Here is a 22,900-nt window from a genome sequence, read left to right as displayed (position 1 = left end):
TGTGGGACTCGCTTCCGGTCCTCCCGGCGGGAGGCGCGCAGCATTGACACTCAACCGAGCAACCTGGTCAGTGTGCCATACGGGGTGTGAGCCTGGCCAATCGGGCCGAGGATCTTACCCCGCGCGGTCGCTCGGTCAAACGCGGGCGTGCGGCGGGAGCCGTGCCGGGCGTCCCCACCGTAATTCGGTCGAGCGGTCCGCACCGCCGTGCCTACAGTGACCGGCCGGGCAATCCGTCGTCACCGGGGGCATCGATCATGCGTACGCACTATCCGCGCACCGCCCATCTGCCCTGGTCCCCCGGGGCCACCTCGGACGACGTGCGGATCGCCGGTCTCGCCGCGCTGACCGGCCGCGAGGTCGTCGTCACCGAGAAGCTGGACGGCGAGAACACCACGCTCTACGCCGACGGGCTGCACGCACGCTCCCTGGACTCCGCCCACCACCCCTCGCGGGGCTGGGTGAAGGCGCTCCAGGGGCGGGTCGGGGCGCGGATCCCCGAGGGGTGGCGGGTCTGCGGCGAGAACATGTTCGCGCGCCACTCGATCCCCTACGAGGAGCTGGAGAGCTACTTCTACGGCTTCTCCGTCTGGGACGGGGAGCACTGCCTGGACTGGGACCGGACCGTGGCGTTCCTGCGGGACCTCGGGATACCGGTGCCGCCGGTGGTGTGGCGCGGGGTGTTCGACGCCCGAGCCGAGAAGGAGCTGCGCGCGCTGAAGCTGGACACCGGCCGGCAGGAGGGGTACGTCGTACGGCCCGCGGACGGTTTCGGCGCGGCGGACTTCCGGCGCCTGGTGGCCAAGTGGGTGCGGCCCGGACACGTACGGACCGATACCCACTGGATGCACGCCGCCGTCGTGCCGAACGGGCTCGGCCCGGCCGCCGCCCTGTGGGCCGTACGGTCCGGGGCTCCGGCCGACGCGGCGGCGCTGGCCGCCGCCACCGGCACGGACGCGGGGGACGCCGGGGCCGCCGCCGCGATGGGCGACGCCCTGGACGCGGCGGGCCGGACGGGCGAGGACCGGCTGACCGGGGTGCTGGCCGCACTGCTGCACCGATCCCGCCGCGCCGCGCTCGCGCCCGCGCTGGCCCCCGCGCTCGGGATGCCGCTCGCCCGGCGCGTCGCGGACCTCGTCGGACTGCACCCCGGGCTGCACCGCCCGTACCCGGACGAGGAACGCCGCACCGGACTGGTCCGGATGTCGTTCGCCGCCGATCTGCCGCTGCTGCACGCGCTGGCCGCCACGGTCGCGGACACCGCCGACGCGCGCGAGCAGGTGGAGTGGTCGGCGCTGCACGCCGAGGACGTGGCCGAACCGGCCGGGCTGCGGGAGGCGTTCGCGGATCTGGCACCGGACGCCGCCGACCGCTGCCTGGCGCAGGCCCGTGAGGCGTACGCCCTGGGCCGGGTCACCACCGCCGAGGAGGCCGTCGCCGCGACCTGGCGCTGGCGGACCGGGGACTTCCCGCGCCTGGTCCAGCTGGTCGGCCCGTCCGGCAGCGGCAAGAGCACCTTCGCCCGTGCCCTGCCCGGCACCGACACGTACCTCTCGCTCGACGACCTGCGCCGGGCCCGGGGCTCGCGCGCCGACCAGAAGGCCAATGGGGACGTGCTGCGCGAGGGGCTCGACCGGCTGGACGCCGCGCTCGCGGCGGGCGCCGCGGTCGTCTGGGACGCCACCTCGCTCAACGCCCACCAGCGCTCTCTGGTGCACGCGGTGGCCCGGCGCCGGGACGCGCTGCTCACCCATGCCGTGGCGCTGGTCGACGAGGCGGAACTGATCCGCCGCAACGGGTCCCGCACTCACCCCGTGCCCCCCGAGGTACTGACCGCGCAGCTGCACCGGTTCGTGCCCCCGTACCCCGGCCAGGCGCACCGCACCTGGTACATCGGCGCGAGCGGAACGGTGGAGGACAGGGCGTAGTGGAGGACAGGGCGTAGATGCGTACCAGCGAGGAGATCTACCACCGGGTGCGCTGGGATTCCCGGTTCGACCCGGCGCGCTTCGTGATGGGCGTGGCGCAGCGCGGAACCGTGCCCAAGCGGGTGCCGCTGCCCCGCTTCACGCCCGGCGGGGACATCCCCTGGCACCGGGTGCTGTTCTTCGAGGCGGACGGCGAGGTGGTGTGGGACCGGTCCTCGGGCGTGGACCGGATCGACGCGACGGAGGCCGGGCGGGTGCGCGCCCCGCGCCGGCTGCCGTCCCCGTACTTCGTCTCCCGCACCCCGCACGCGTTCTCAGCGCCGGAGGCCGCCTGGACGCCCGTGCCCGAGGACGCGCCGGCGCCCGAACCGGCCTCCGCCCCCCTGACACTGCTGACCTGGAACACCCTCTGGGACCGCTACGACAGCGACCGCATCGACACCGCCCGGCGCCGCCCGCTCCTGCTCGACGCCCTGCGCGTGGCGGACGCCGATGTCATCGCCCTCCAGGAGGCCGAACCGGCTCTGCTCGCCCTGCTGCTGGCGGCGCCCTGGGTCCGCGACGGCTACACGTTCTGGGCCGATCCGGCGGGCCGGGACGTCGCCGACTGCGGTCTGCTGCTGCTCAGCAGGGTGCCGGTGCGCGAGGCGGGCCTGCATGTACTCGGCCCGCACAAGGCGGTCGCGGCGGTCGTGGTGGACGGGCCGGACGGGCCGGTCACAGTCGCGGCGACCCATCTCAGCAGCGACCACTCGGCCGACGGCGCCGGCCGACGCGATGCCGAACTGGCCGATCTGGCAACGGGGTTGGCGGCCGTCGAGGGCGATGTGACGCTGCTCGGCGACTTCAACGACGGCGGGGACACCCCGCAGGACCGGCTGGCGATGGCGGACGCCTGGAGCCGGGTGCACGGCGCGGACGACCGGACGCCCACCTTCGACCCGTCGGTCAACCCGCTGGCGGCGGTCTCCTCCCTGTCCGGGCGGGCGTCCCGGCTGGACAGGGTCCTGGTCCGCTCGGAGCGGCTGCGCCCCGCCTCGGCGGTGCTGCTGGGCGATGTCCCCGCGCCGGACGGGCTGTACGTCTCGGACCACTTCGGGGTACGCGTGGAGCTGGCCGCCGAGGCGGCGGAGGAAGCGGCCCGGGAGACGGACGTGGCAGAGGAGGCGTGCGCGGCCGATGCCGTGCGCCGGGTGGCCGCCGCCCTGCCCGAAGGCGCTGTCCACCTGGCCGGCTCCCGGCGGATGGGCTGTGCGCTGCCCGGCGCGGACGTGGACCTGATCGCAGCGCTGCCGGGCGCGGTGGACCTGCCGGGGGTACGGGAGCGGCTGGCCGCGGCCCTGCCGGACGCCGTCGGCCTGCGCGAGGTGACCGGGGCCCGTGTACCGGGTCTGCGCTTCGGCCTCGGCGGGCTGAAGGTGGACTTGGTCACCGTGGCGACGGGCCCGCTCGACCCGGCCGGGGCGGTGGCCGGGCGCGCCGGGCTGGGCGGGGCGGCGGCCACGGCGCTCAGCGCGGTGAGCGACGCGGACGCGGTGCTCGCGGCGGCGGACCCGCACCGGGCGGCGTTCACCCGGCTCGCCCGCGAGGTGAAGGGCTGGGCGCGGGCGCGCGGCCTGGACTCCGCGCCGTGCGGCCAACTGCCCGGCCTCGCCTGGTCCGTGCTCGCGGCCCGTACCGCCCACGAGTCGGGCGACCTGCCCCCGCTCCCCCTGCTCAGGCACTTCTTCGCGACCTGGGCCACCTGGGACTGGGACCGTCCGGTCGGCCCCGCCGGAACGGGCGGGACCAACGGCCCCGGCGGCGGGGGTGGCCCCGCCACAGCTCCCGACGCCGGTGGGCTTCCCGTCACCGTGCTGACCCCGACCGACCCCGTCCGCTCCTGCACGGCACAGGTCTCCCCGGCCGGCCGCGACCTCCTCGCCGAGGAGCTCTTCCGCGCCTGGGAGATCCTGGAGTCCGCCGACGACACCGGCCCCGTACCGCGCGCCCTGCTCCGCACCCCGCCGCCGCTGCACCTGCGCCACGCCGCCTGGGCGATCGTCTCCGTGCGCCACGGCGCGGACGAGGGGCGCTTCCGCGGCCGCCTCCTGGCCCTGCTCGCCGCCCTCGCGGAAGCGGGTTCCCCCGACGCCCACGCCTGGCCCCGTCCGTGCGGCGCCGACGCCTCCCACGTCCAGTACGCCATCGGCCTGGGCCGCACCCCGCCCGACGGGGCCCGGCTCGCGGAGATCGGCGCCGGGCTGCTGCGCGGCATCCCGGAGGCGGGGCTGCGCCGGGCGGACCGCGGACAGGCGCCCGAGCTGCGGTGACGGCGGTCGGCGAGAATCCGCCCATGACAACGAGCACCACCCCGCCCTGGACCCTGCGCCCCGCCCTGCCCGAGGACATCGAGGCCCTGGCCGAGCTCAGGGCCGTGGTGATGCGCCCCGACCTGGAGCGGCTCGGGCGCTACGACGAGCACCGCGTACGGCAGCGGCTGCGGGACGGTTTCGTATCGCGGCACACCTCGGTCGTGGTCGTGGACGGCGAGCTCGCCGGCTGCGTCACCCTGCGCCCGGCCGACGACGGGCTGCGGCTGGAGAACTTCTACCTCTCCCCCGCGCTCCACGGGCGCGGCACAGGCACCGCGGTGCTCCGCTCGCTGCTCGCGCGGGCCGACGCGGCGGGCGCGACCGTGCGGCTGGACGTGCTCCAGGGCAGCGCCGCCCGCGCGCTCTACGAACGGCACGGGTTCACCGAGGAGCGCCAGGACCCGATCGATGTGTTCATGGTGCGTACACCCGTGCGTTGAACCGTCAGGGTCACATCATCGGATTTCCAGGCAACCCGCCTCCGGGAAACTCCGTCTATCCCCCCGCAGCAGCGGCTCGCCACCCGCCGCGACCTGCATGGACTCAGTACGCAGGACAGGGCCGCCCGCCCGCTGCGGGGGAAGTGGACGGAGCACGGTGTGACGGATCGACCCGCCTCGCGCGCATCCCGCCCGGGAATGCCGCGGCGCACCCTGCTGGCGGCGGCCGGCGCGACCGGTCTGGCGGGCCTCACCGCCTGCACGGCGCCCTCGCCGCCCCGTCGCCGCGATCCGGCCGCGGACCCGATGCCCGGACTGCCGATCAGTACCTCGCACCCGGCGCTGATGATGCAGGTCCTCGCCCACCCGGACGACGACCTGTACTTCATGAACCCGGACACCCAGCAGGCGCTGGACGCCGGGACCCCACTGGTCTGCGTCTACCTGACCGGCGGTGAGGCCACCGGCATAAACCGCATCCCGGGCCGCCCGCTGCCGGCTCCCGACAAGGCCGCGTACTCCTCCGCGCGCCACCAGGGGCTGCGCCAGGCGTACGCGAGCCTGCTCGGCCTCGGCCGGTTCACCCCGTGGCAGAAGTCCGTCATCGAGCTGCACGGCGGCCACCGCGCCGAGCTCAACACCCTCTCCCACCGCGGCCGCAGGGTCGAGCTGATCTTCATCAGCACCGCCATGCACACCACGTACGGACGCCTCGGACTGCCCAGTCTCTGGCAGGACCGGCGGCTGGTCCTGCCGACCGTCGTCGCCGACGGCTCGCCGCTCAGGAAGGCGGGTTCGTACACCTACGACGGGCTGATCGACGTCCTGGCCGGGCTGTTCGAGCGGTACCGGCCGAGCGTCCTGCACACCATGGACCCGGACCCCGACATCCAGCACAGCAGCGAGGCCGTCCGGCGCCGGGACAGCGAACAGCAGGGCTACTCCGACCATCCCGACCACACCGCGGCCGCGCTGTTCACCTGGGCATCGCTGATCCGCTGGGTGGCGCGGACCACCAGGAGCGGCGGCGAGGTGCCGAGCTTCGCCACCACGTCGTTCCGGGCCTACTACAACCGGCACTGGCCGAAGAACCTGCCGCCCGCCGTACTGGCCGAGAAGGCCTCGCACCTGGTGCCGTACGGCGGCTCGGCCGACTGGCGGTGCGGCAATCCGGCGGGCTGCGGGGACTACAACGTGGGCGGCAACCGGCCGCTGACCAACCGGAAGGGCTGGGTGCGCTCCACCCACTACCGCTACCCCGGCCCCCGGCCCGCCGTGGCCGCCGAACCGGACGGCCGGCTCGTCGCGTACGGGGTGCTGGGCCTGCGGGCGGTGCGGCGGCGCGAGAGCGCACCGGGCAGCGGGGTGTGGGACGCGCCGGACGACCTCGGCGGCGGCCCGCTCGCACCGGTGCTGGGCAGCGCGACCCTGCCGGACGGGCGCCATCTGCTCTTCGGGCTGCGGTTCTCGGCGCTCGGCGGGCACGGCGCGGACAACGAGCGCGAGATCGTCGCGCTGGAGCAGCGCTCCCCCGGTGGCGCCTTCCGCGCCTGGCAGGGGCTGGGGAACCCGGAGCGCGGCCACGACGACGGGCGCCGGATCGGTGTCCCGGTCGCGGTGGCCGCCCCCGACGGGCGGGTGCACCTCTTCGTCCGGAACGCGGAGAAGGGCCTCAGCACCCGGGTACGGGACACGGCCGGCCGCTGGAGCGGGTGGGCGGACATGGGCGGCGGCGAGATCCAGGACGGGCTGAGCGCCGTGGTGGACGCCCAGGGGTGTGTCCATGTCTACGCGGCGGGCCGGTTCGCGGTGCACCACTGGACGCAGGACGCGCCCGGCGAGGCGGTGACCGCGCGCACCCAGATCACCGGGGTGCCGGTTCCCGGGGACGGGCCGGCCGCGCTGCCGGGGGCGGACGGCAGCGTCGAGCTATTCTACCGTGCGGCGGCGAAGGCCGCGCTGACGACCGTACGGACCGGCGAGACGGCCGACGAGACCGGCATCGACGGCTACGGCCGCCGGATCCCGGACCGGGCGCCCTTCGACGGGTACGGGCCGGTGGCCGCCGCCGGGACGCCGGCCGCCCCGGTACTGCTCGGCCGCACCGCCGGGGGCCTCGTCCAGCTCCGTACCCCCGAAGGGATCTTCGTACGGCGGCGCGGTCCGGTGGCGCTGGACGGCCCGGCCCTGCACGTCGGCCGGGACGGCCGCCCGGCGGTGGTGGCCATGGGGCCCGACGCCCTGCCCTGGATCTGGCGCCCCTGAGCGGCGCCCTCCTGCACGCCAGGAAGAACCCCGCACGTCAAGAAGGCCCCGCGCCTGAAGAACGGCCCCGGAACATGAAGAAGGGCCCCGGTCCACCGCTTGCGCGGCGGGCCGGGGCCCTTCTCGGTGCTCTGTGCGGAGCAACCAGGTCAGACAGTCAGGTAATTACTTGACGATCTTGGTGACCTGGCCGGCGCCCACGGTCCGGCCACCCTCACGGATGGCGAACTTCAGGCCCTCCTCCATGGCGACCGGCTGGATCAGCTGGACCGACATGACGGTGTTGTCGCCCGGCATGACCATCTCGGTGCCCTCGGGGAGGGTCACGACGCCGGTCACGTCCGTGGTACGGAAGTAGAACTGCGGGCGGTAGTTGTTGAAGAAGGGGGTGTGACGGCCACCCTCGTCCTTCGACAGGATGTAGGCCTGGGCCTCGAACTCGGTGTGCGGCGTGACCGAACCGGGCTTGATGATGACCTGGCCGCGCTCGACGTCCTCGCGCTTGATGCCACGGAGGAGCAGACCGACGTTCTCACCGGCCTGGCCCTCGTCGAGCAGCTTGCGGAACATCTCGATGCCGGTGACCGTGGTGGTGGTCTTCTCCTGCTTGATACCGACGATGTCGACGGTCTCGTTGACCTTGAGGACACCACGCTCGATACGACCGGTGACGACGGTGCCACGACCGGTGATCGTGAAGACGTCCTCGATCGGCATCAGGAACGGCTTGTCGACGTCACGCTCGGGCTGCGGGATGTTCTCGTCGACGGCCTTCATCAGGTCGAGGACGGTCTGGCCCCACTCCTTGTCGCCCTCGAGCGCCTTGAGCGCCGAGACCTTGACGACCGGCAGGTCGTCGCCCGGGAACTCGTACTCGGAGAGGAGCTCACGGACCTCGAGCTCGACGAGCTCCAGGATCTCCTCGTCGTCCACCATGTCGGCCTTGTTCAGGGCGACGACGATGTACGGAACGCCGACCTGGCGGGCCAGGAGCACGTGCTCCTTGGTCTGCGGCATCGGGCCGTCGGTGGCGGCGACCACGAGGATGGCGCCGTCCATCTGCGCGGCACCCGTGATCATGTTCTTGATGTAGTCCGCGTGACCCGGGCAGTCGACGTGCGCGTAGTGACGCGACTCCGTCTGGTACTCGACGTGCGCGATCGAGATCGTGATACCGCGCTGGCGCTCCTCGGGAGCCTTGTCGATCTGGTCGAAGGCCGAGGCCTCGTTCAGGTCCGGGTACGCGTCGTGCAGCACCTTGGTAATGGCGGCCGTGAGGGTCGTCTTACCGTGGTCGATGTGACCGATGGTGCCGATGTTGACGTGCGGCTTAGTCCGCTCGAACTTCGCCTTCGCCACTGGGTCCTCCTGTGGAGTGGTTCTGTACGCCTTGCTTCATCGGCGCCAGGTGATCTTTGCTGGGATGCCGGAGCCGGGGGCATTCGGCGCGGAACTTCCGCTCTGCGACGAATGCCCCACCAGGCTCCGGTGACAAGCCTAAAGCGTGAGCTCGGGAGAGTTACTCGCCCTTGGCCTTCGCGATGATCTCCTCGGCGACGTTCCGCGGAACCTCGGCGTAGGAGTCGAACTGCATCGAGTAGCTTGCGCGACCCGAGGTCTTGCTGCGGAGGTCTCCGACGTAGCCGAACATCTCCGAGAGGGGCACGAGGCCCTTCACGACGCGAGCGCCGCTGCGCTCCTCCATGGCCTGGATCTGGCCACGGCGGGAGTTGATGTCACCGATGACATCGCCCATGTAGTCCTCGGGCGTGGTCACCTCGATGGCCATCATCGGCTCGAGGAGCACGGGGGACGCCTTGCGGGCACCCTCCTTGAACGCCTGCGAACCGGCGATCTTGAACGCCAGCTCGGAGGAGTCGACCTCGTGGTAGCCACCGTCGAGAAGGATGACGCGGACGCCGACCATCTCGTAACCGGCCAGGATGCCGAACTGCATGGCTTCCTGAGCACCCGCGTCCACCGAGGGGATGTACTCACGGGGGATGCGGCCACCGGTGACCTTGTTGACGAACTCGTACGAGGCCTCGCCGCCCTCGATGGGCTCGATCGCGATCTGCACCTTGGCGAACTGACCGGTACCACCGGTCTGCTTCTTGTGGGTGTAGTCGATGCGCTCGACGGCCTTGCGGATCGTCTCGCGGTACGCGACCTGGGGCTTGCCGACGTTCGCCTCGACGCGGAACTCGCGCTTCATGCGGTCGACGAGCACCTCGAGGTGAAGCTCGCCCATACCACCGATGATGGTCTGGCCGGTCTCCTCGTCGGAGTGGACCTGGAAGGACGGGTCCTCCTCGGAGAGGCGCTGGATGGCGACACCCAGCTTCTCCTGGTCACCCTTGGACTTGGGCTCGATGGCGACCTGAATGACCGGCGCCGGGAAGTCCATGGACTCCAGGATGACCGGGTTCTTGTCGTCGCACAGCGTCTCACCGGTGGTGGTCTGCTTCAGGCCCATGACGGCGATGATGTCGCCGGCGCCCACCGACTCGATCTCCTCACGCTTGTTCGCGTGCATGCGGTAGATCTTGCCGATGCGCTCCTTCTTGCCCTTGACGGAGTTCAGCACCGAGGTGCCGGACTCCAGGCGGCCCGAGTAGACCCGGACGAAGGTGAGCTTGCCGAGGTGCGGGTCGCTCATGATCTTGAACGCGAGGGCCGCGAGCGGCTCGTCGTCGGACGGCTTGCGCTTGACGACCTCCTCCGGGTCCTTGACGCTGTGGCCCTCGATGGCCTCGACGTCCAGGGGGGAGGGGAGGTAGCGCACGACGGCGTCGAGCAGGGGCTGGACGCCCTTGTTCTTGAACGCGGTGCCGCAGAACACGGGGGTGACGGTGGTCTCGCCGCCCTTGCCCGAGTTGATGGTGATGCGACGGATGCCCTCGTAGAGCTGCTCCACGGAAGGCTCTTCGCCCTCCAGGTAGAGCTCCATGAGCGCCTCGTCGTTCTCCGCAGAGGCTTCGAGGAGCTTGCCGCGGTACTCCTCGGCCTTCTCCACGAGGTTCGCGGGGATGTCGACGATGTCGTACGCCTCGCCCTTGGTCGCCTCGACCGGGTAGACGAACGCCTTCATCGTCACGAGGTCGACGACACCAGTGAAGTCGGCCTCGGCACCGATCGGGAGCTGCATGACGATCGGGGTCGCGCCGAGGCGGTCCGTGATCATCTGGACGCAGCGGAAGAAGTCGGCACCGGTGCGGTCGAGCTTGTTGACGAAGCAGATGCGCGGCACGCCGTAGCGGTCCGCCTGACGCCAGACGGTCTCGGACTGCGGCTCGACGCCGGCGACACCGTCGAACACGGTGACGGCGCCGTCGAGGACGCGGAGCGAACGCTCCACCTCGACGGTGAAGTCGACGTGACCCGGGGTGTCGATGATGTTGATGGTGTGGTCAACATCATTGAGCGGCCAGTGGCAGGTCGTCGCGGCGGACGTGATCGTGATGCCGCGCTCCTGCTCCTGCTCCATCCAGTCCATCGTGGCAGCGCCGTCGTGGACTTCACCGATCTTGTACGAAACGCCGGTGTAGAAGAGGATCCGCTCAGTGGTGGTCGTCTTGCCCGCGTCGATGTGGGCCATGATCCCGATGTTGCGGACCTTGGCCAGGTCAAGCGAAGTGGTGGCCATAAGGCTCAATCTTCTCTCGGTCTCGATGTGGGTAGCGACTACCAGCGGTAGTGCGCGAAGGCCTTGTTGGACTCGGCCATCTTGTGGGTGTCCTCGCGCTTCTTGACGGCAGCGCCAAGACCGTTGGAGGCGTCGAGCAGCTCGTTCATGAGGCGCTCGGTCATGGTCTTCTCGCGGCGGGCGCGGGAGTAACCCACGAGCCAGCGCAGCGCGAGGGTGGAGGCGCGACCGGGCTTGACCTCGATCGGCACCTGGTAGGTGGCGCCACCGACACGGCGGGACTTGACCTCGAGCGAGGGCTTGACGTTCTCAAGCGCGCGCTTCAGCGTGATGACCGGGTCGTTGCCGGTCTTCTCGCGGAGGCCCTCCATGGCGCCGTACACGATCCGCTCGGCGGTGGAACGCTTGCCGTCCAGCAGGATCTTGTTGATCAGCGAGGTGACAAGAGGAGAGTTGTAGACCGGGTCGATGATGACCGGGCGCTTCGGGGCGGGGCCCTTACGAGGCATTCTTACTTCTCCTTCTTGGCGCCGTAGCGGCTGCGGGCCTGCTTGCGGTTCTTGACACCCTGGGTGTCGAGCGAGCCGCGGATGATCTTGTAGCGAACACCCGGCAGGTCCTTCACACGGCCACCACGCACGAGCACGATGGAGTGCTCCTGCAGGTTGTGTCCCTCACCCGGGATGTAGGCCGTGACCTCGATACCGGAGGTCAGACGCACACGCGCGACCTTACGGAGGGCCGAGTTCGGCTTCTTCGGGGTGGTCGTGAACACACGCGTGCAGACGCCGCGGCGCTGGGGCGAACCCTCGAGCGCGGGCGTCTTGTTCTTCTCGACCTTGTCCTGCCGGCCCTTCCGGACCAGCTGCTGGATCGTAGGCACTACTTCTCCGGTTTCTGTGTGCCGTTCGTGAAACTAACCTGGAACGTCACCGACCCACGCGGTCGGGTGTGTCGAATACTGCAAGCTCCTGCCGCAAGGCAGAAGGAGCGCAGATTGCGGTGGCCACTGACGGACTCGCCATGCGGTTGAGGACACGCACACGAGCCCAGGCACACCCCAGGCACAAGGTCTGAGCGTACCTACCTCACCGACTCCGGTCAAAACAAATGCTGTCCGCCGCGACGCGCCGGACTTCCGCAGCTCACGGCCAACGGAATTGAGACAGCCGTCCACGGACGCGCGGCAGGAAAGCAACCTTGTCGGTCCGGTAATACGCGTTCTCAGTACATTGAACCGCGCGGTGAACGATCGGGGGGTGGCGGGATGGCGGCGTACGTACCCGACGGCGACGGGCTCGACGACCGGGTGCCCTTCCTGGCCCGGCTGGAGCGCGAGGACCGGGTCTCGCTGCTCGGACTGGGCCGCGAACTGAGTTTCGCCTCCCGGGCTCCTCTGCTCAGGCAGGACGAGCCGTCCGCGTACGTCCTGCTGATCGTCAACGGCTGGACGAAGATCACCACATCCGCGCCGAACGGCTACGAGGCTTTGCACGCGCTGCGCGGCCCCGGCGACATCGTGGGCGAATCGGCCGCGTTGACCGGCCGGCCGCGCTCGGCGACGGTGACCGCGCTCTCCCCCGTGCGGGCCGTGGCCGTGGCGCACGAGAAGTTCCGCGCGTTCGTGGCAGGCTCCGCCAGGGTCTCGCTCACGCTCCTGGCGTTGACCGCCGACCGTACGCGCGCTGCGGACCGGCGCAGCCTGGAGTTCGCGGCGATGACGGTACGGGAGCGCTTCGCCGTTCTGCTGCTGGATCTGGCACACACCCACGGCTGCCGTACGGACGAAGGCATCGAACTCGACATACCGCTCAGCAAACAGGAACTGGCCGGGGCGGTCGGTGCCTCCAGAGAAATGGTCCAGCGGCTGCTGAAGGACCTGCGTGAACGGGGCATCGTGCTGACGGGGCGACGGGCGATGGTGATCGTGCGGCCGGACGCGCTCCGCCGGATCGCACGGGCGCAGGACTCCTCCCGGCCGGTCGTCCGCCACGAAGCCCCGTTCTCCCCGTAGAGAGGCTCCGTGCGCTCCGCGGAGGGAACGCGGTCGCAGATGACTCTGTGCACACGGTCACACTCGAAGTGAGTCATCCTCCCTCACCACCACAGTCCCATCAGCCTCACGCTCGTGCCTTCGGCCCACGGAGACCCGAGCGAGAGGCACCCCATGAACGACCCCGTGAACAGCACGATCCTGCTGCTCGACATCGAGAAGTACAGCGAGCGGGACGATGTCGAGCAGGCGTATCTGCGCCGCATGCTCTACGACCTCACCGACCGGGCACTGCTCGCTGCCGGGATCGACGAGACCCGGCGCAGGCGGGCGGACCGCGGCGACTCCGTGATGGAGCTGATCGACGCCAACTGCTCGGTGATCGCCCTGCTGCGGGCGCTGCTGACCGAGGTGCCGGCCCAGTTGCGCAGCCAGAACCGGCGCGCCTCCGCCTCGGCTCGGATGCGGCTTCGTGGAGTGGTCGCCTCGGGGTACGTCGCCGTGGACCGGCTCGACGGGTGGGTCGGCAGCGATCTCAACCACGCGTGCAGGCTGCTGGACGCGGAGTCGCTGAGGACGGCGCTGCGGGAACGCCCGGACGACTTCGCGCTGTGCGTGTCCGATCCGGTCTACCGGGGCGTCGTACGGCACAGCCACACCGGCGTACCGGCCGAGGAGTTCCGCGCCCTCACTGTGGACAGCAAGAACGGTCCGCTCGCCGCGTGGCTGCACGGCCCGCTTCCGAGTGAGCGTCCGTACCCCGCGAGCGGGAAGGCGGACACTCCCTCGGTCTCCGGCATCGCCCCGGCCACCCCGCAGCAGCCGGCCCAAGCCTTCGACTTCGGCGGTGCCACGGTCAACGGAGGTGTCTTCGGCGGGACGAACAACGGCATCGGCGGCGGCACCTTCTCCGGGGACATCCACCTCGGCGGCGGAGGCCGGGGGGAGAGCCGTTGAACGCCGAGGAACAGCCGCACGGCTCCCCGCCCCCGGCAGGCGGAGACCAGTCCTCCGAGGCGCCGGACGGCCGTCAGGCCGGCGGGGAGGCGACCGAGGAGACCGACCAGCCGCAGCCCGCCTGGGCGGCCCGGCGGGACCTGGAGAACCACACCCCGCGGACCATGGGATTCGGGGACGGCACCCAGGTCGGCGGGGGCGTCTTCGGCGGGACCAACCACGGCATCGGCGGCGGCACCTTCTACGGGGACGTCCTGCTCGACAGGACGGAGATCATCTACCAGTTCGGCGCGTCCTCCTCACTCCACGCCTCGGGCGAGATCTCGCAGTCCACCCTGGAGGAGCTGTCGGCCTGTTTCGTGCCCGCGTGCGCCGACTTCGAGGCGTTGGTCGACCGGCTGCGCGAGGAGCATGTCCTGGTGGTCTCGGGCCCGTACTTCACGGGTCGGCGGACCGCCGCACTCATGCTGCTGCACCGGCTCCGCGCGGATCCGGTCCAGGCGATCGGCCGGGACACCACCCCCGGGCAGCTCACGGCCGGTCTCGGGGGCGGCGAGACGCGCGACGGCCGGACCACCGGCCATGTCCTGTGCGATCTGATCACCGAGCCGGGCCGGCCGCTGCGGGAAGCGGATCTGCTGGCTGCCCGCAAGGAGCTGGGCGAGGACGCGTATCTGGTGATCACCGTGGGGCCGACGGCCCTGCTGGAGGACGTACCGGTGGTGAGCTGGCAGGCTCCCCCGCCTGGTGACGTCCTCGCCGCGCACCTGGGGGTGCTGGTGGGCGAGGACCGCGTGTCGGAGCTGCTGGCCCTGCCCGCCGTGACCGCGTTCCTCGATCGCAGCCATCAGCCGCGCGAGGCCGCCGAGTTCGCCCGGCTCCTGGCGAGGTACGAGACCGGGGAGGCCGATGCCGCGAAGCTCGGGGCCTTCTCACTGGTCGCGTTGGAGAACCAGGTACAGGAGTGGTTCGAGGACGACGGGACCGTACTGCACCTGCGGGACAAGGCGTTCCTCGTCGCCCTGGCCGCCTTCGACGAGGGCCCGTACGCCCTGACAGCGGAGCTGAGCGATCTGCTCTACGTCTTCCTCCACGAGATCGAGAGCGGGAGGCGGTCCGCCACCGTCCCGGTCTTCGGCACGCACATCGGCAAGCGGCTCCAGCTCGCCCGTGCCCGGCGGTTCGAGGCCGAGGAGCCCACCGAGTGGGGTCCGGTCCGACAGGTGAAGGCCGCCTACCTGGACGAACGGGCCCCACTCGTGCTGCTGCGCGAGATATGGACCGGGCACCCCTCGGCACGGCCCGCACTCGTGCACTGGCTGCAACAGCTGGCCGGTGACGGGCGGCCGTTCGTGCGGACCCGCGCCGCCTCCACCGTCGCCGTGCTCGCCCATACCGATCTGCCGTCCGCCATGGCGCTGGTCATCGAGCCGTGGGCCTCCTCGCACCTCTACCGGCACCGCCTCGTCGCGGTCAACGCGCTCACGCTCACCCACGTGCTGGGCACTCCCAACGTGCCACGCATCCTCGACGCCTGGTGCGAGAGCGACGAGTCGCCGCTGCGCTGGGTGGCCATCCGCGCCCACGGACTGATCGGGCCGGAACGCCCCTTCGAGACCCTGGCGGCGCTTCGCGCGGCAGCCCGGCACCAGGCAGGACAGCCGGAGCCCGACACGGATCTCTCGGGGCAACTGGCCGAGTCCGTGGAGCTGTTGCTGCTGTCACCAGCGGGCGACGACGTGCTCGCGGGGCTGCTCAAGACCCTGCACGACGACCGTCCGGCGACCGAACTCGCACTCGGTGGCTTCATCAGTGCCTGCCGTCGGAGCGAGCAGGACGAACGCCACGGGCAGCCGCGGGTTCTGTCCTGGTACGCACGGGCGTCCCAGGCGCGGACACCGGCCGCCACCGGCATCGTCGAGCTGTGGCGCACCGCTCTGGGGAGCCGCGGCCACACTCGGGACGCCCTGGACGTACTGCGCCGCTGGGTGCTGTCTGCGGACCACGACCCCGGCACGGAGTGGGCGCTCGCCGCCCTGCTGCCCTCACTCGCCACCACGTCGTCGGAGCACCAGCGGCTCAGCCATCTCCTGCGGACGATGCCCGGCGAGGACGGCACCGATCCTCCGCCCGTGGCAGGCCGGCTACTGGCCGTCCTGCCTCATCCCTGACCTGCGATCCCACACAGCAACAGGAGAGTGCCCATGCCCGAATTCCGCCGAGCACCCGACTGGGACCAACGGGCCGACCGCGCAACGCGGTTGACCGATCCGGTGGTCACGGTCCGGCAGCTGTCCCGGTTCGGATTCGCCCGCCGTCCGCTCACCCGCATCGACCACGCGCTGGTCTTCTCGGCCCCGGACGGCTCGTACGACACCTACCTCCCGCCCCTCCGCCCCACCCGGGCCGGAGCCGCCGCGAAGCGATACACCTCGGTTTACGAGGTCGACATGGGTGTCCATCCCGTGCGCGAGGTGATCGGCCTGCCGAGCGACGACGACGCCTTCGAGTTCGCCGTGGTCGTCGAGCTGTCGTGGCAGGTCGTCGATCCGGCGCTGTTCGTGGCGAGCCGGCACCGCGACGTACCACGGCTGCTGATCGGCGAGCTGGAGCAGTCGGCCCGGTCAGTCACCCGCCGCTACCCCGCCTCCCGGAGCGCGGAGGCCGAGGAGGCGCTGCTGAGGGAAGTGCGCGCACAGGGCGCGCTCGGCACCCGTGCGGGACTCGCGGCGACCTGGACCGTGCGGCTGCGCGGGGATCAGGGGGTCATCGACCATGTGCGGCGCATGAGGGCCATCGACCACGCGGCCACCGAGCAGGTCCACACCGAGCGGCGTGGCCGGGAGCACGATGCCGCGATCGACCGGCGCGTCAGGGAGCAGGACGCGCTGCAGTGGGGCCGCGCTTCCGAATTCGAGGAGCTTCAGCACGAGCTGAGGCTGCAACAGCAGAAGCGGCAGCACACGGAGGCGGTCGACCGGGCCCGTCGCCAGATGGAGCTGCAGCAGGTGAACGCGGAGAAGATCTCCTTCTACGAAAAGCACTTGGAACAGGGCGGGGTCCGTGCCTGGGCGCTGCACCTGGCCGACCATCCCGGAGACACCGAGCTCGTGGTGGCCAGCCTGCGCCAGGACCAACTGCACATGATCAAGGCGCAGATGGAGCTGGCGGGCGAGCTGCTGAAGGGCGACAGCGCGGAGAACCACGAGCTGGAGGCGCCGAAGAAGAGGGCCCTCCAGGCATTGATCGACGTACTGAACCAGCACCTTCCCGGGGTCACCGCGCAGAGTACGGCTGAAGGCCGGCTGACCGTGTCGATGCCGCAGGACGCGCCGAGAGCGGTGCCGGAAGCGGTCATCCGGGGCACGTCCCGGCCGGGCTTCGATCCGGCCGACGGCGTACGGGAGCACCGGCTCGGCGGGACGCCCGTCCGTGGGGCGGATCCGGAGGCGGCCGCCCCGTCGATTCCCTTCCAGGGCTGGCAGCCGCCGCCGGGCTATGGCAGCGCACCTCTGAGACCGGCGGGCGCCACCACGCCGTCGGCCGATGCGAAGGACGCGTACGCGGACACGACGGCGGAGGCCATCGACACGGCTGACCGGGACGGGACGACCGACGCGGCCGAGGCCGCGAATCCGCCGAACACATCGGACACGCCCCGGGCCACGAACGTGGCAGGAGCGCCGGGCCAGGAGGGCCACGTCACATGACCGACGGATCACCGGTCCGGAACACCGATGCCGGGACGCGGCTCCTCCTCGATCTGCGGTCCGAGATCGCACGGGCCGACAGCAAGGCGTCCGTACTGGTCGCCGCGCTCGGCATGACCGCAGGTGTGATCAGCGGCTGGCTGGCGGGCAGCGAGTGGCGACCGAGCGCGCTCTCCGCCCCCGGAACGGCCCTGTGGTGGACGGGCACCGGCGGGCTGGCGACCGCGCTGCTCTCCATGCTGATGGCCGTACTCCCGCGCTACCGCGGCAGCGCCTGGGTTCCCGGAGACCCGCTCACCTACTTCGGGGACATCCGGCGCGCCGCCCGGCAGAACCAATTACCGGAAGCGCTCGACACCACCGAGAGCACCCGGACCACGGCACTCGTCACGGCCCTGACCGAAACCAGCCGGATCGCCGTCTGTAAACACCAGTGGATACGTGCGGGGCTGCTCGCCTACTCCATCGGCACCTTCCTGCTCCCCGCCTCGCTGCTCCTCGGCTGACACTCCTCCTGCCAAAGGATGATCATGAATCCACCGCCGGCTCAGCCCCGGGACCCGGGCGACGGGCCCGTGCCGCCCTCGGGCCCACACCTGAACGCCGCAGCACCACACCCACCTGATGACTTGGTCTACGAGCACGGACCGGGCCGACGTGTGTACTACACGGCGCACCAGCGGCGTGTCGACATCACCTCGCTCGGGCAGCTGGCGCTGGCCCTGCCCGCCTTCCTGACGAGCGCGCTCGTGGTGTTGCTCGTGAGCACGGTCCTGGACGGCTGCCTCGGCTTGCCGTTCTGGATACCGGCCGTACTCTGGCTTGCGTCCGGCGCCCTGGTCTTCCACCGGCCCACGGAGGATCTCCTCGCCCGCTACCTGCTCGGGCTCCGTCGCCCGATGCCCCAGGAGGCCGCCCGGCTGGAGCCGGTCTGGCGGGAGGTGACGGCCATCGCCGGGATCGACGGATCGCCGTATCAGCTCTGGGTCGAGGAGAGCGACGACCTCAACGCGTACGCCGCCGCGGGCCACATCGTGGGGGTCACCCGGTTCGCACTGGAGCAGCTGCCGAGCGGTCAACTGGCCGCCGTACTCGCCCATGAACTGGGTCACCACACCGGCGGTCATGCGTGGTCGTCGCTGCTGAGCCAGTGGTACGGGCTGCCGGGCCGGGCTCTCTGGCGCGCCCTGCGCGCGATGGCCCGCTCCGTCGTCACGCCTGCCCGGTGTGCCGTCTACCTGGCCGTCGGCGTCCTGCTCCTCGCGATCGGCGGGCTCGCCTCCACGGCGGCCGCCGTCCTGTACGGGTTTCCGTTGCTTCTGGTGCTCCCGTACCTGTCGGCAGCGGTGGGACGCCGTGCCGAACTGCGGGCCGACCGCCACGCCGCCGCACTCGGATTCGCGCCGGAGCTGGCCGAGGTGCTGGAGATGATGCACACGGGCGAGACCCGGGCGCGGCAGATGGCGCTCGCCGCCGCGCAGGAGCGGGCGGAGCGCGATTCGACACCTGCCAGGCTGCTCTCCGCCCACCCCGATTACCCGACCCGGCTGCACCATCTGCGGCACTACCGGTAGCCGCGCCCTGACCTCGCACACCGGAAAACGCCGGAGGGCGGCCACCCCGTACGCAACGGGGTGACCGCCCTCCGGTCGGTCAAGCGACTCGCTTACTGGTTGTACGGACCGTAGTCGTAGTCCTCCAGCGGAACGGCCTGGCCGGAGCCGGTGCCGAACGGCGAGTAGTCGATGTCGTCGTAGCCGACGGCCGAGTACATCGCGGCCTTGGCCTCCTCGGTCGGCTCCACCCGGATGTTGCGGTAGCGGGACAGACCCGTACCGGCCGGGATGAGCTTACCGATGATGACGTTCTCCTTGAGGCCGATGAGGCTGTCGGACTTGGCGTTGATCGCCGCATCCGTCAGGACTCGGGTCGTCTCCTGGAAGGAGGCGGCCGACAGCCAGGACTCCGTCGCCAGCGAGGCCTTGGTGATACCCATCAGCTGCGGACGGCCGGAGGCGGGGTGACCGCCCTCGGTGACCACACGACGGTTCTCGGTCTCGAACTTCGAGCGCTCGACGAGCTCGCCCGGCAGCAGCTCCGCGTCGCCGGACTCGATGATCGTCACGCGGCGCAGCATCTGCCGGATGATGATCTCGATGTGCTTGTCGTGGATCGACACGCCCTGCGAGTTGTAGACCTTCTGGACCTCGCCGACCAGGTGGACCTGGACCGCGCGCTGGCCGAGGATGCGCAGCACGTCGTGCGGGTTGGTGGCACCCACGGTGAGCTTCTGGCCCACCTCGACGTGGTCGCCCTCGCCGACGAGCAGACGGGCGCGCTTCGAGATCGGGAAGGGGATCTCGTCGCTGCCGTCGTCCGGCGTGACCACGATCTTCTTGGTCTTCTCGGTCTCCTCGATCCGGACCCGGCCCGCGGACTCCGAGATCGGGGCGACACCCTTGGGCGTACGGGCTTCGAAGAGCTCGACGACTCGGGGCAGACCCTGGGTGATGTCGTCACCGGCCACACCACCGGTGTGGAAGGTACGCATCGTCAGCTGGGTACCGGGCTCACCGATGGACTGGGCGGCGATGATGCCGACCGCCTCACCGATGTCGACCAGCTTGCCGGTGGCGAGCGAGCGTCCGTAGCAGAAGGCACAGGTGCCGACCGCGGACTCACAGGTCAGGACCGAGCGGGTCTTGACCTCCTCGACGCCGGCGCCCACCAGGGCGTCGATCAGGACGTCACCGAGGTCGACGTTGGCAGGCGCGATGACCTTGCCGTCGACGACGACGTCCTCGGCGAGCATGCGGGCGTAGACCGAGGTCTCGACGTCCTCCGTCTTGCGGAGCACACCGTCCGCACCCTTGACGGCGATCTTCAGCTTGAGGCCGCGGTCGGTGCCACAGTCCTCCTCGCGGATGATCACGTCCTGCGAGACGTCCACCAGACGACGGGTCAGGTAACCCGAGTCGGCGGTACGCAGGGCGGTGTCCGCCAGACCCTTACGGGCACCGTGCGTGGAGATGAAGTACTCCAGAACGGTGAGGCCCTCACGGAAGGACGCCTTGATGGGACGCGGGATCGTCTCGTTCTTGGCGTTGGACACCAGACCACGCATACCGGCGATCTGACGCATCTGCATCATGTTTCCTCGGGCACCCGAGTCAACCATCATGAAGATGGGGTTCGTCTTGGGGAAGTTCGCGTTCATCGCCTCGGCGACCTCGTTGGTCGCCTTGGTCCAGATCGCGATGAGTTCCTGCGTGCGCTCGTCCTTGGTGATCAGACCGCGCTCGTACTGCTTCTGGACCTTCTCGTCCTGCGCCTCGTAACCGGCGACGATCTCCTTCTTGGCCTCGGGGACCACGACGTCGGAGATGGCCACGGTGACACCGGAGCGGGTAGCCCAGTGGAAGCCCGCCGCCTTCAGGTTGTCGAGCGTCGCCGCCACGATGACCTTGGGGTAGCGCTCGGCGAGGTCGTTGACGATCTCGGAGAGCTGCTTCTTGCCGACCGAGTAGTCGACGAACGGGTAGTCCTCGGGCAGCAGCTCGTTGAAGAGCGCGCGGCCCAGGGACGTACGCAGCCGGAACGTGTCGCCCTGCTGGTACTCCTGCTCGCCTTCCTCGGCGACCGGCGGCACCCAGCCGCGCGGCGGGATGGTGCCCACCGGGAAGCGGATGTCGACCTTCGCCTGGAGCGACAGCTCGCGGGCGTCGAAGGCCATGATCGCCTCGGCCGTGGAGCCGAAGGAACGGCCCTGGCCGATGACCTTGCGCTCCTCCTCGTCCGTGGTGAGGAAGAACAGGCCCAGCACCATGTCCTGGGTCGGCATGGTGACGGGACGGCCGTCGGCCGGCTTCAGGATGTTGTTCGAGGACAGCATCAGGATGCGGGCCTCGGCCTGCGCCTCCGCGGAGAGCGGCAGGTGGACGGCCATCTGGTCACCGTCGAAGTCCGCGTTGAACGCGGTGCAGACGAGCGGGTGGATCTGGATGGCCTTGCCCTCGACCAGCTGCGGCTCGAAGGCCTGGATGCCGAGGCGGTGCAGCGTCGGCGCACGGTTCAGGAGAACCGGGTGCTCGGCGATGACCTCTTCCAGGACGTCGTACACGACCGTGCGGCCGCGCTCGACCATGCGCTTGGCCGACTTGATGTTCTGCGCGTGGTTCAGGTCGACCAGGCGCTTCATCACGAACGGCTTGAAGAGCTCCAGCGCCATGGCCTTCGGCAGACCGCACTGGTGCAGCTTGAGCTGCGGGCCGACGACGATCACGGAACGCGCGGAGTAGTCCACACGCTTACCGAGAAGGTTCTGACGGAATCGACCCTGCTTGCCCTTCAGCATGTCGCTGAGGGACTTGAGCGGGCGGTTGCCGGGACCGGTGACCGGGCGACCACGACGACCGTTGTCGAAGAGGGCGTCCACGGCCTCCTGGAGCATGCGCTTCTCGTTGTTCACGATGATCTCGGGGGCACCGAGGTCGAGAAGGCGCTTCAGGCGGTTGTTGCGGTTGATCACGCGGCGGTACAGGTCGTTCAGGTCGGAGGTCGCGAAGCGGCCACCGTCCAGCTGCACCATCGGACGCAGGTCCGGCGGGATGACCGGCACGCAGTCGAGCACCATGCCCTTGGGCTTGTTGCTGGTCTGCAGGAACGCGGAGACGACCTTGAGGCGCTTGAGCGCACGGGTCTTCTTCTGGCCCTTGCCGGTACGGATGATCTCGCGGAGGCGCTCGGCCTCCTCGTCGAGGTCGAACGACTCAAGGCGCTTCTGCAGGGCGGCGGCGCCCATGCAGCCGTCGAAGTACGTGCCGAAGCGGTCACGCAGCTCGCGGTAGAGCAGCTCGTCGCCCTCCAGGTCCTGGACCTTGAGGTTCTTGAAGCGGCTCCACACCTCGTCGAGGCGGTCGATCTCGCGCTGCGCACGGTCGCGCAGCTGCTTCATCTCGCGCTCGGCACCTTCGCGCACCTTGCGGCGCACGTCGGCCTTGGCGCCCTCGGCCTCCAGCTCGGCCAGGTCGGTCTCAAGCTTCTTGGCGCGGGCTTCGAGGTCGGCGTCGCGGCGGTTCTCGATCTGCTGACGCTCGACGGAGACGTGCGCCTCCAGCGAGGGCAGGTCGCGCGTACGGCGCTCCTCGTCCACGAACGTGATCATGTACGCGGCGAAGTAGATGACCTTTTCGAGGTCCTTCGGCGCGAGGTCGAGGAGGTAGCCCAGGCGCGACGGGACGCCCTTGAAGTACCAGATGTGGGTGACGGGAGCGGCAAGCTCGATGTGGCCCATGCGCTCACGGCGCACCTTGGCGCGCGTGACCTCGACGCCACAGCGCTCACAGATGATGCCCTTGAAGCGGACACGCTTGTACTTGCCGCAGTAGCACTCCCAGTCCCGGGTCGGACCGAAGATCTTCTCGCAGAAGAGTCCGTCCTTTTCGGGCTTGAGCGTGCGGTAGTTGATGGTCTCCGGCTTCTTCACTTCGCCGTGGGACCAGGTCCGGATGTCGTCCGCGGTGGCAAGGCCGATCCGCAGCTCGTCGAAGAAGTTGACGTCGAGCACTTGTCGTCAATCCCTCTTTCGGGGGTTCGAGCCCCCTCGCG

Annotated in this window: 15 protein-coding genes; 10 read left to right on the top strand and 5 right to left on the bottom strand. The window is 70.5% G+C overall.

Going from position 1 to position 22,900, the window contains the following annotated elements; genetic code table 11:
- The first annotated feature begins 257 nt into the window (after positions 1-257).
- The 4 genes from ACFYY1_RS06940 to ACFYY1_RS06925 all read left to right on the top strand — a co-directional run bounded on the left by ACFYY1_RS06940 (position 258) and on the right by ACFYY1_RS06925 (position 6,987).
- Positions 258-1,928, top strand: a complete 1,671-nt coding sequence (locus ACFYY1_RS06940) for an RNA ligase family protein (RefSeq protein WP_388581902.1) — start codon at positions 258-260, stop codon at positions 1,926-1,928.
- A gap of 17 nt (positions 1,929-1,945) precedes the next feature.
- Positions 1,946-4,240 (top strand): poly(A) polymerase, encoded by a 2,295-nt coding sequence (locus tag ACFYY1_RS06935; protein WP_388581900.1) that lies wholly within the window; start codon positions 1,946-1,948, stop codon positions 4,238-4,240.
- A 23-nt stretch (positions 4,241-4,263) separates the two neighbouring features.
- Positions 4,264-4,722: a GNAT family N-acetyltransferase gene (locus ACFYY1_RS06930; RefSeq protein WP_388581897.1), complete on the top strand. Its 459-nt coding sequence runs from the start codon at positions 4,264-4,266 to the stop codon at positions 4,720-4,722.
- Between the two features lie 198 nt (positions 4,723-4,920).
- The gene (locus tag ACFYY1_RS06925; protein ID WP_388583424.1) at positions 4,921-6,987 is read left to right on the top strand and encodes a PIG-L family deacetylase; all 2,067 of its coding nucleotides are present in this window, start codon (positions 4,921-4,923) and stop codon (positions 6,985-6,987) included.
- A gap of 165 nt (positions 6,988-7,152) precedes the next feature.
- Here the strand turns inward: ACFYY1_RS06925 and tuf are convergent, their stop codons facing one another.
- The 4 genes from tuf to rpsL form a co-directional block, all read right to left on the bottom strand.
- Positions 7,153-8,346 (bottom strand): elongation factor Tu, encoded by a 1,194-nt coding sequence (tuf, locus tag ACFYY1_RS06920; protein WP_356479249.1) that lies wholly within the window; start codon positions 8,344-8,346, stop codon positions 7,153-7,155.
- A 160-nt stretch (positions 8,347-8,506) separates the two neighbouring features.
- A complete protein-coding gene (gene fusA, locus ACFYY1_RS06915) occupies positions 8,507-10,633 on the bottom strand; it encodes an elongation factor G (RefSeq protein ID WP_388581894.1) in 2,127 nt (708 codons plus the stop codon).
- 38 nt (positions 10,634-10,671) lie between these two features.
- Positions 10,672-11,142 carry a 30S ribosomal protein S7 gene (rpsG, locus tag ACFYY1_RS06910; RefSeq protein ID WP_072485550.1) on the bottom strand — a complete coding sequence of 157 codons (471 nt, stop codon included), beginning with the start codon at positions 11,140-11,142 and terminating at the stop codon, positions 10,672-10,674.
- A gap of 2 nt (positions 11,143-11,144) precedes the next feature.
- Positions 11,145-11,516: a 30S ribosomal protein S12 gene (gene rpsL, locus ACFYY1_RS06905; protein WP_003948652.1), complete on the bottom strand. Its 372-nt coding sequence runs from the start codon at positions 11,514-11,516 to the stop codon at positions 11,145-11,147.
- A gap of 384 nt (positions 11,517-11,900) precedes the next feature.
- Between rpsL and ACFYY1_RS06900 the strand changes: the two genes are divergently transcribed.
- From ACFYY1_RS06900 to ACFYY1_RS06875, 6 genes are all read left to right on the top strand, one after another.
- Positions 11,901-12,647, top strand: a complete 747-nt coding sequence (locus ACFYY1_RS06900; RefSeq protein ID WP_388581891.1) for a Crp/Fnr family transcriptional regulator — start codon at positions 11,901-11,903, stop codon at positions 12,645-12,647.
- Positions 12,648-12,800: 153 nt separating this feature from the next.
- Entirely contained in the window at positions 12,801-13,583 is a 783-nt protein-coding gene (locus tag ACFYY1_RS06895; protein ID WP_388581890.1) for a hypothetical protein, read from the top strand.
- Positions 13,580-15,754, top strand: coding sequence for a hypothetical protein (locus tag ACFYY1_RS06890; protein WP_388581887.1), 2,175 nt, complete (start codon positions 13,580-13,582; stop codon positions 15,752-15,754). The genes ACFYY1_RS06895 and ACFYY1_RS06890 overlap by 4 nt, the downstream gene beginning before the upstream one ends.
- 33 nt (positions 15,755-15,787) lie before the next feature.
- A complete protein-coding gene (locus ACFYY1_RS06885) occupies positions 15,788-17,293 on the top strand; it encodes a hypothetical protein (protein WP_388581885.1) in 1,506 nt (501 codons plus the stop codon).
- Positions 17,290-17,799, top strand: coding sequence for a Pycsar system effector family protein (locus ACFYY1_RS06880; protein ID WP_388581882.1), 510 nt, complete (start codon positions 17,290-17,292; stop codon positions 17,797-17,799). Before ACFYY1_RS06885 ends, ACFYY1_RS06880 begins: the two co-directional genes overlap by 4 nt.
- A 153-nt stretch (positions 17,800-17,952) precedes the next feature.
- Positions 17,953-18,867, top strand: coding sequence for a M48 family metalloprotease (locus tag ACFYY1_RS06875; protein ID WP_388581879.1), 915 nt, complete (start codon positions 17,953-17,955; stop codon positions 18,865-18,867).
- Positions 18,868-18,959: 92 nt separating this feature from the next.
- Here ACFYY1_RS06875 and ACFYY1_RS06870 read toward each other — a convergent pair whose 3' ends face one another.
- Positions 18,960-22,859: a DNA-directed RNA polymerase subunit beta' gene (locus ACFYY1_RS06870; protein WP_266730404.1), complete on the bottom strand. Its 3,900-nt coding sequence runs from the start codon at positions 22,857-22,859 to the stop codon at positions 18,960-18,962.
- Positions 22,860-22,900 lie beyond the last annotated feature (41 nt).

This window comes from Streptomyces sp. NPDC001890 (assembly GCF_042891445.1).
Classification (GTDB): domain Bacteria; phylum Actinomycetota; class Actinomycetes; order Streptomycetales; family Streptomycetaceae; genus Streptomyces.
Note: the sequence above shows the minus strand (reverse complement) of the source record. Positions and strands in the feature narration are given on the sequence as shown.

Bases quoted from the DNA above. Each gene is read 5' to 3' on its own strand.
- fusA (WP_388581894.1), bottom strand. From the start codon at position 10,633: ATGGCCACCACTTCGCTTGACCTGGCCAAGGTCCGCAACATCGGGATC.
- ACFYY1_RS06925 (WP_388583424.1), top strand. From the start codon at position 4,921: ATGCCGCGGCGCACCCTGCTGGCGGCGGCCGGCGCGACCGGTCTGGCG.
- ACFYY1_RS06940 (WP_388581902.1), top strand. From the start codon at position 258: ATGCGTACGCACTATCCGCGCACCGCCCATCTGCCCTGGTCCCCCGGG.
- ACFYY1_RS06930 (WP_388581897.1), top strand. From the start codon at position 4,264: ATGACAACGAGCACCACCCCGCCCTGGACCCTGCGCCCCGCCCTGCCC.
- ACFYY1_RS06900 (WP_388581891.1), top strand. From the start codon at position 11,901: ATGGCGGCGTACGTACCCGACGGCGACGGGCTCGACGACCGGGTGCCC.
- ACFYY1_RS06880 (WP_388581882.1), top strand. From the start codon at position 17,290: ATGACCGACGGATCACCGGTCCGGAACACCGATGCCGGGACGCGGCTC.
- ACFYY1_RS06885 (WP_388581885.1), top strand. From the start codon at position 15,788: ATGCCCGAATTCCGCCGAGCACCCGACTGGGACCAACGGGCCGACCGC.
- rpsG (WP_072485550.1), bottom strand. From the start codon at position 11,142: ATGCCTCGTAAGGGCCCCGCCCCGAAGCGCCCGGTCATCATCGACCCG.
- ACFYY1_RS06895 (WP_388581890.1), top strand. From the start codon at position 12,801: ATGAACGACCCCGTGAACAGCACGATCCTGCTGCTCGACATCGAGAAG.
- ACFYY1_RS06935 (WP_388581900.1), top strand. From the start codon at position 1,946: ATGCGTACCAGCGAGGAGATCTACCACCGGGTGCGCTGGGATTCCCGG.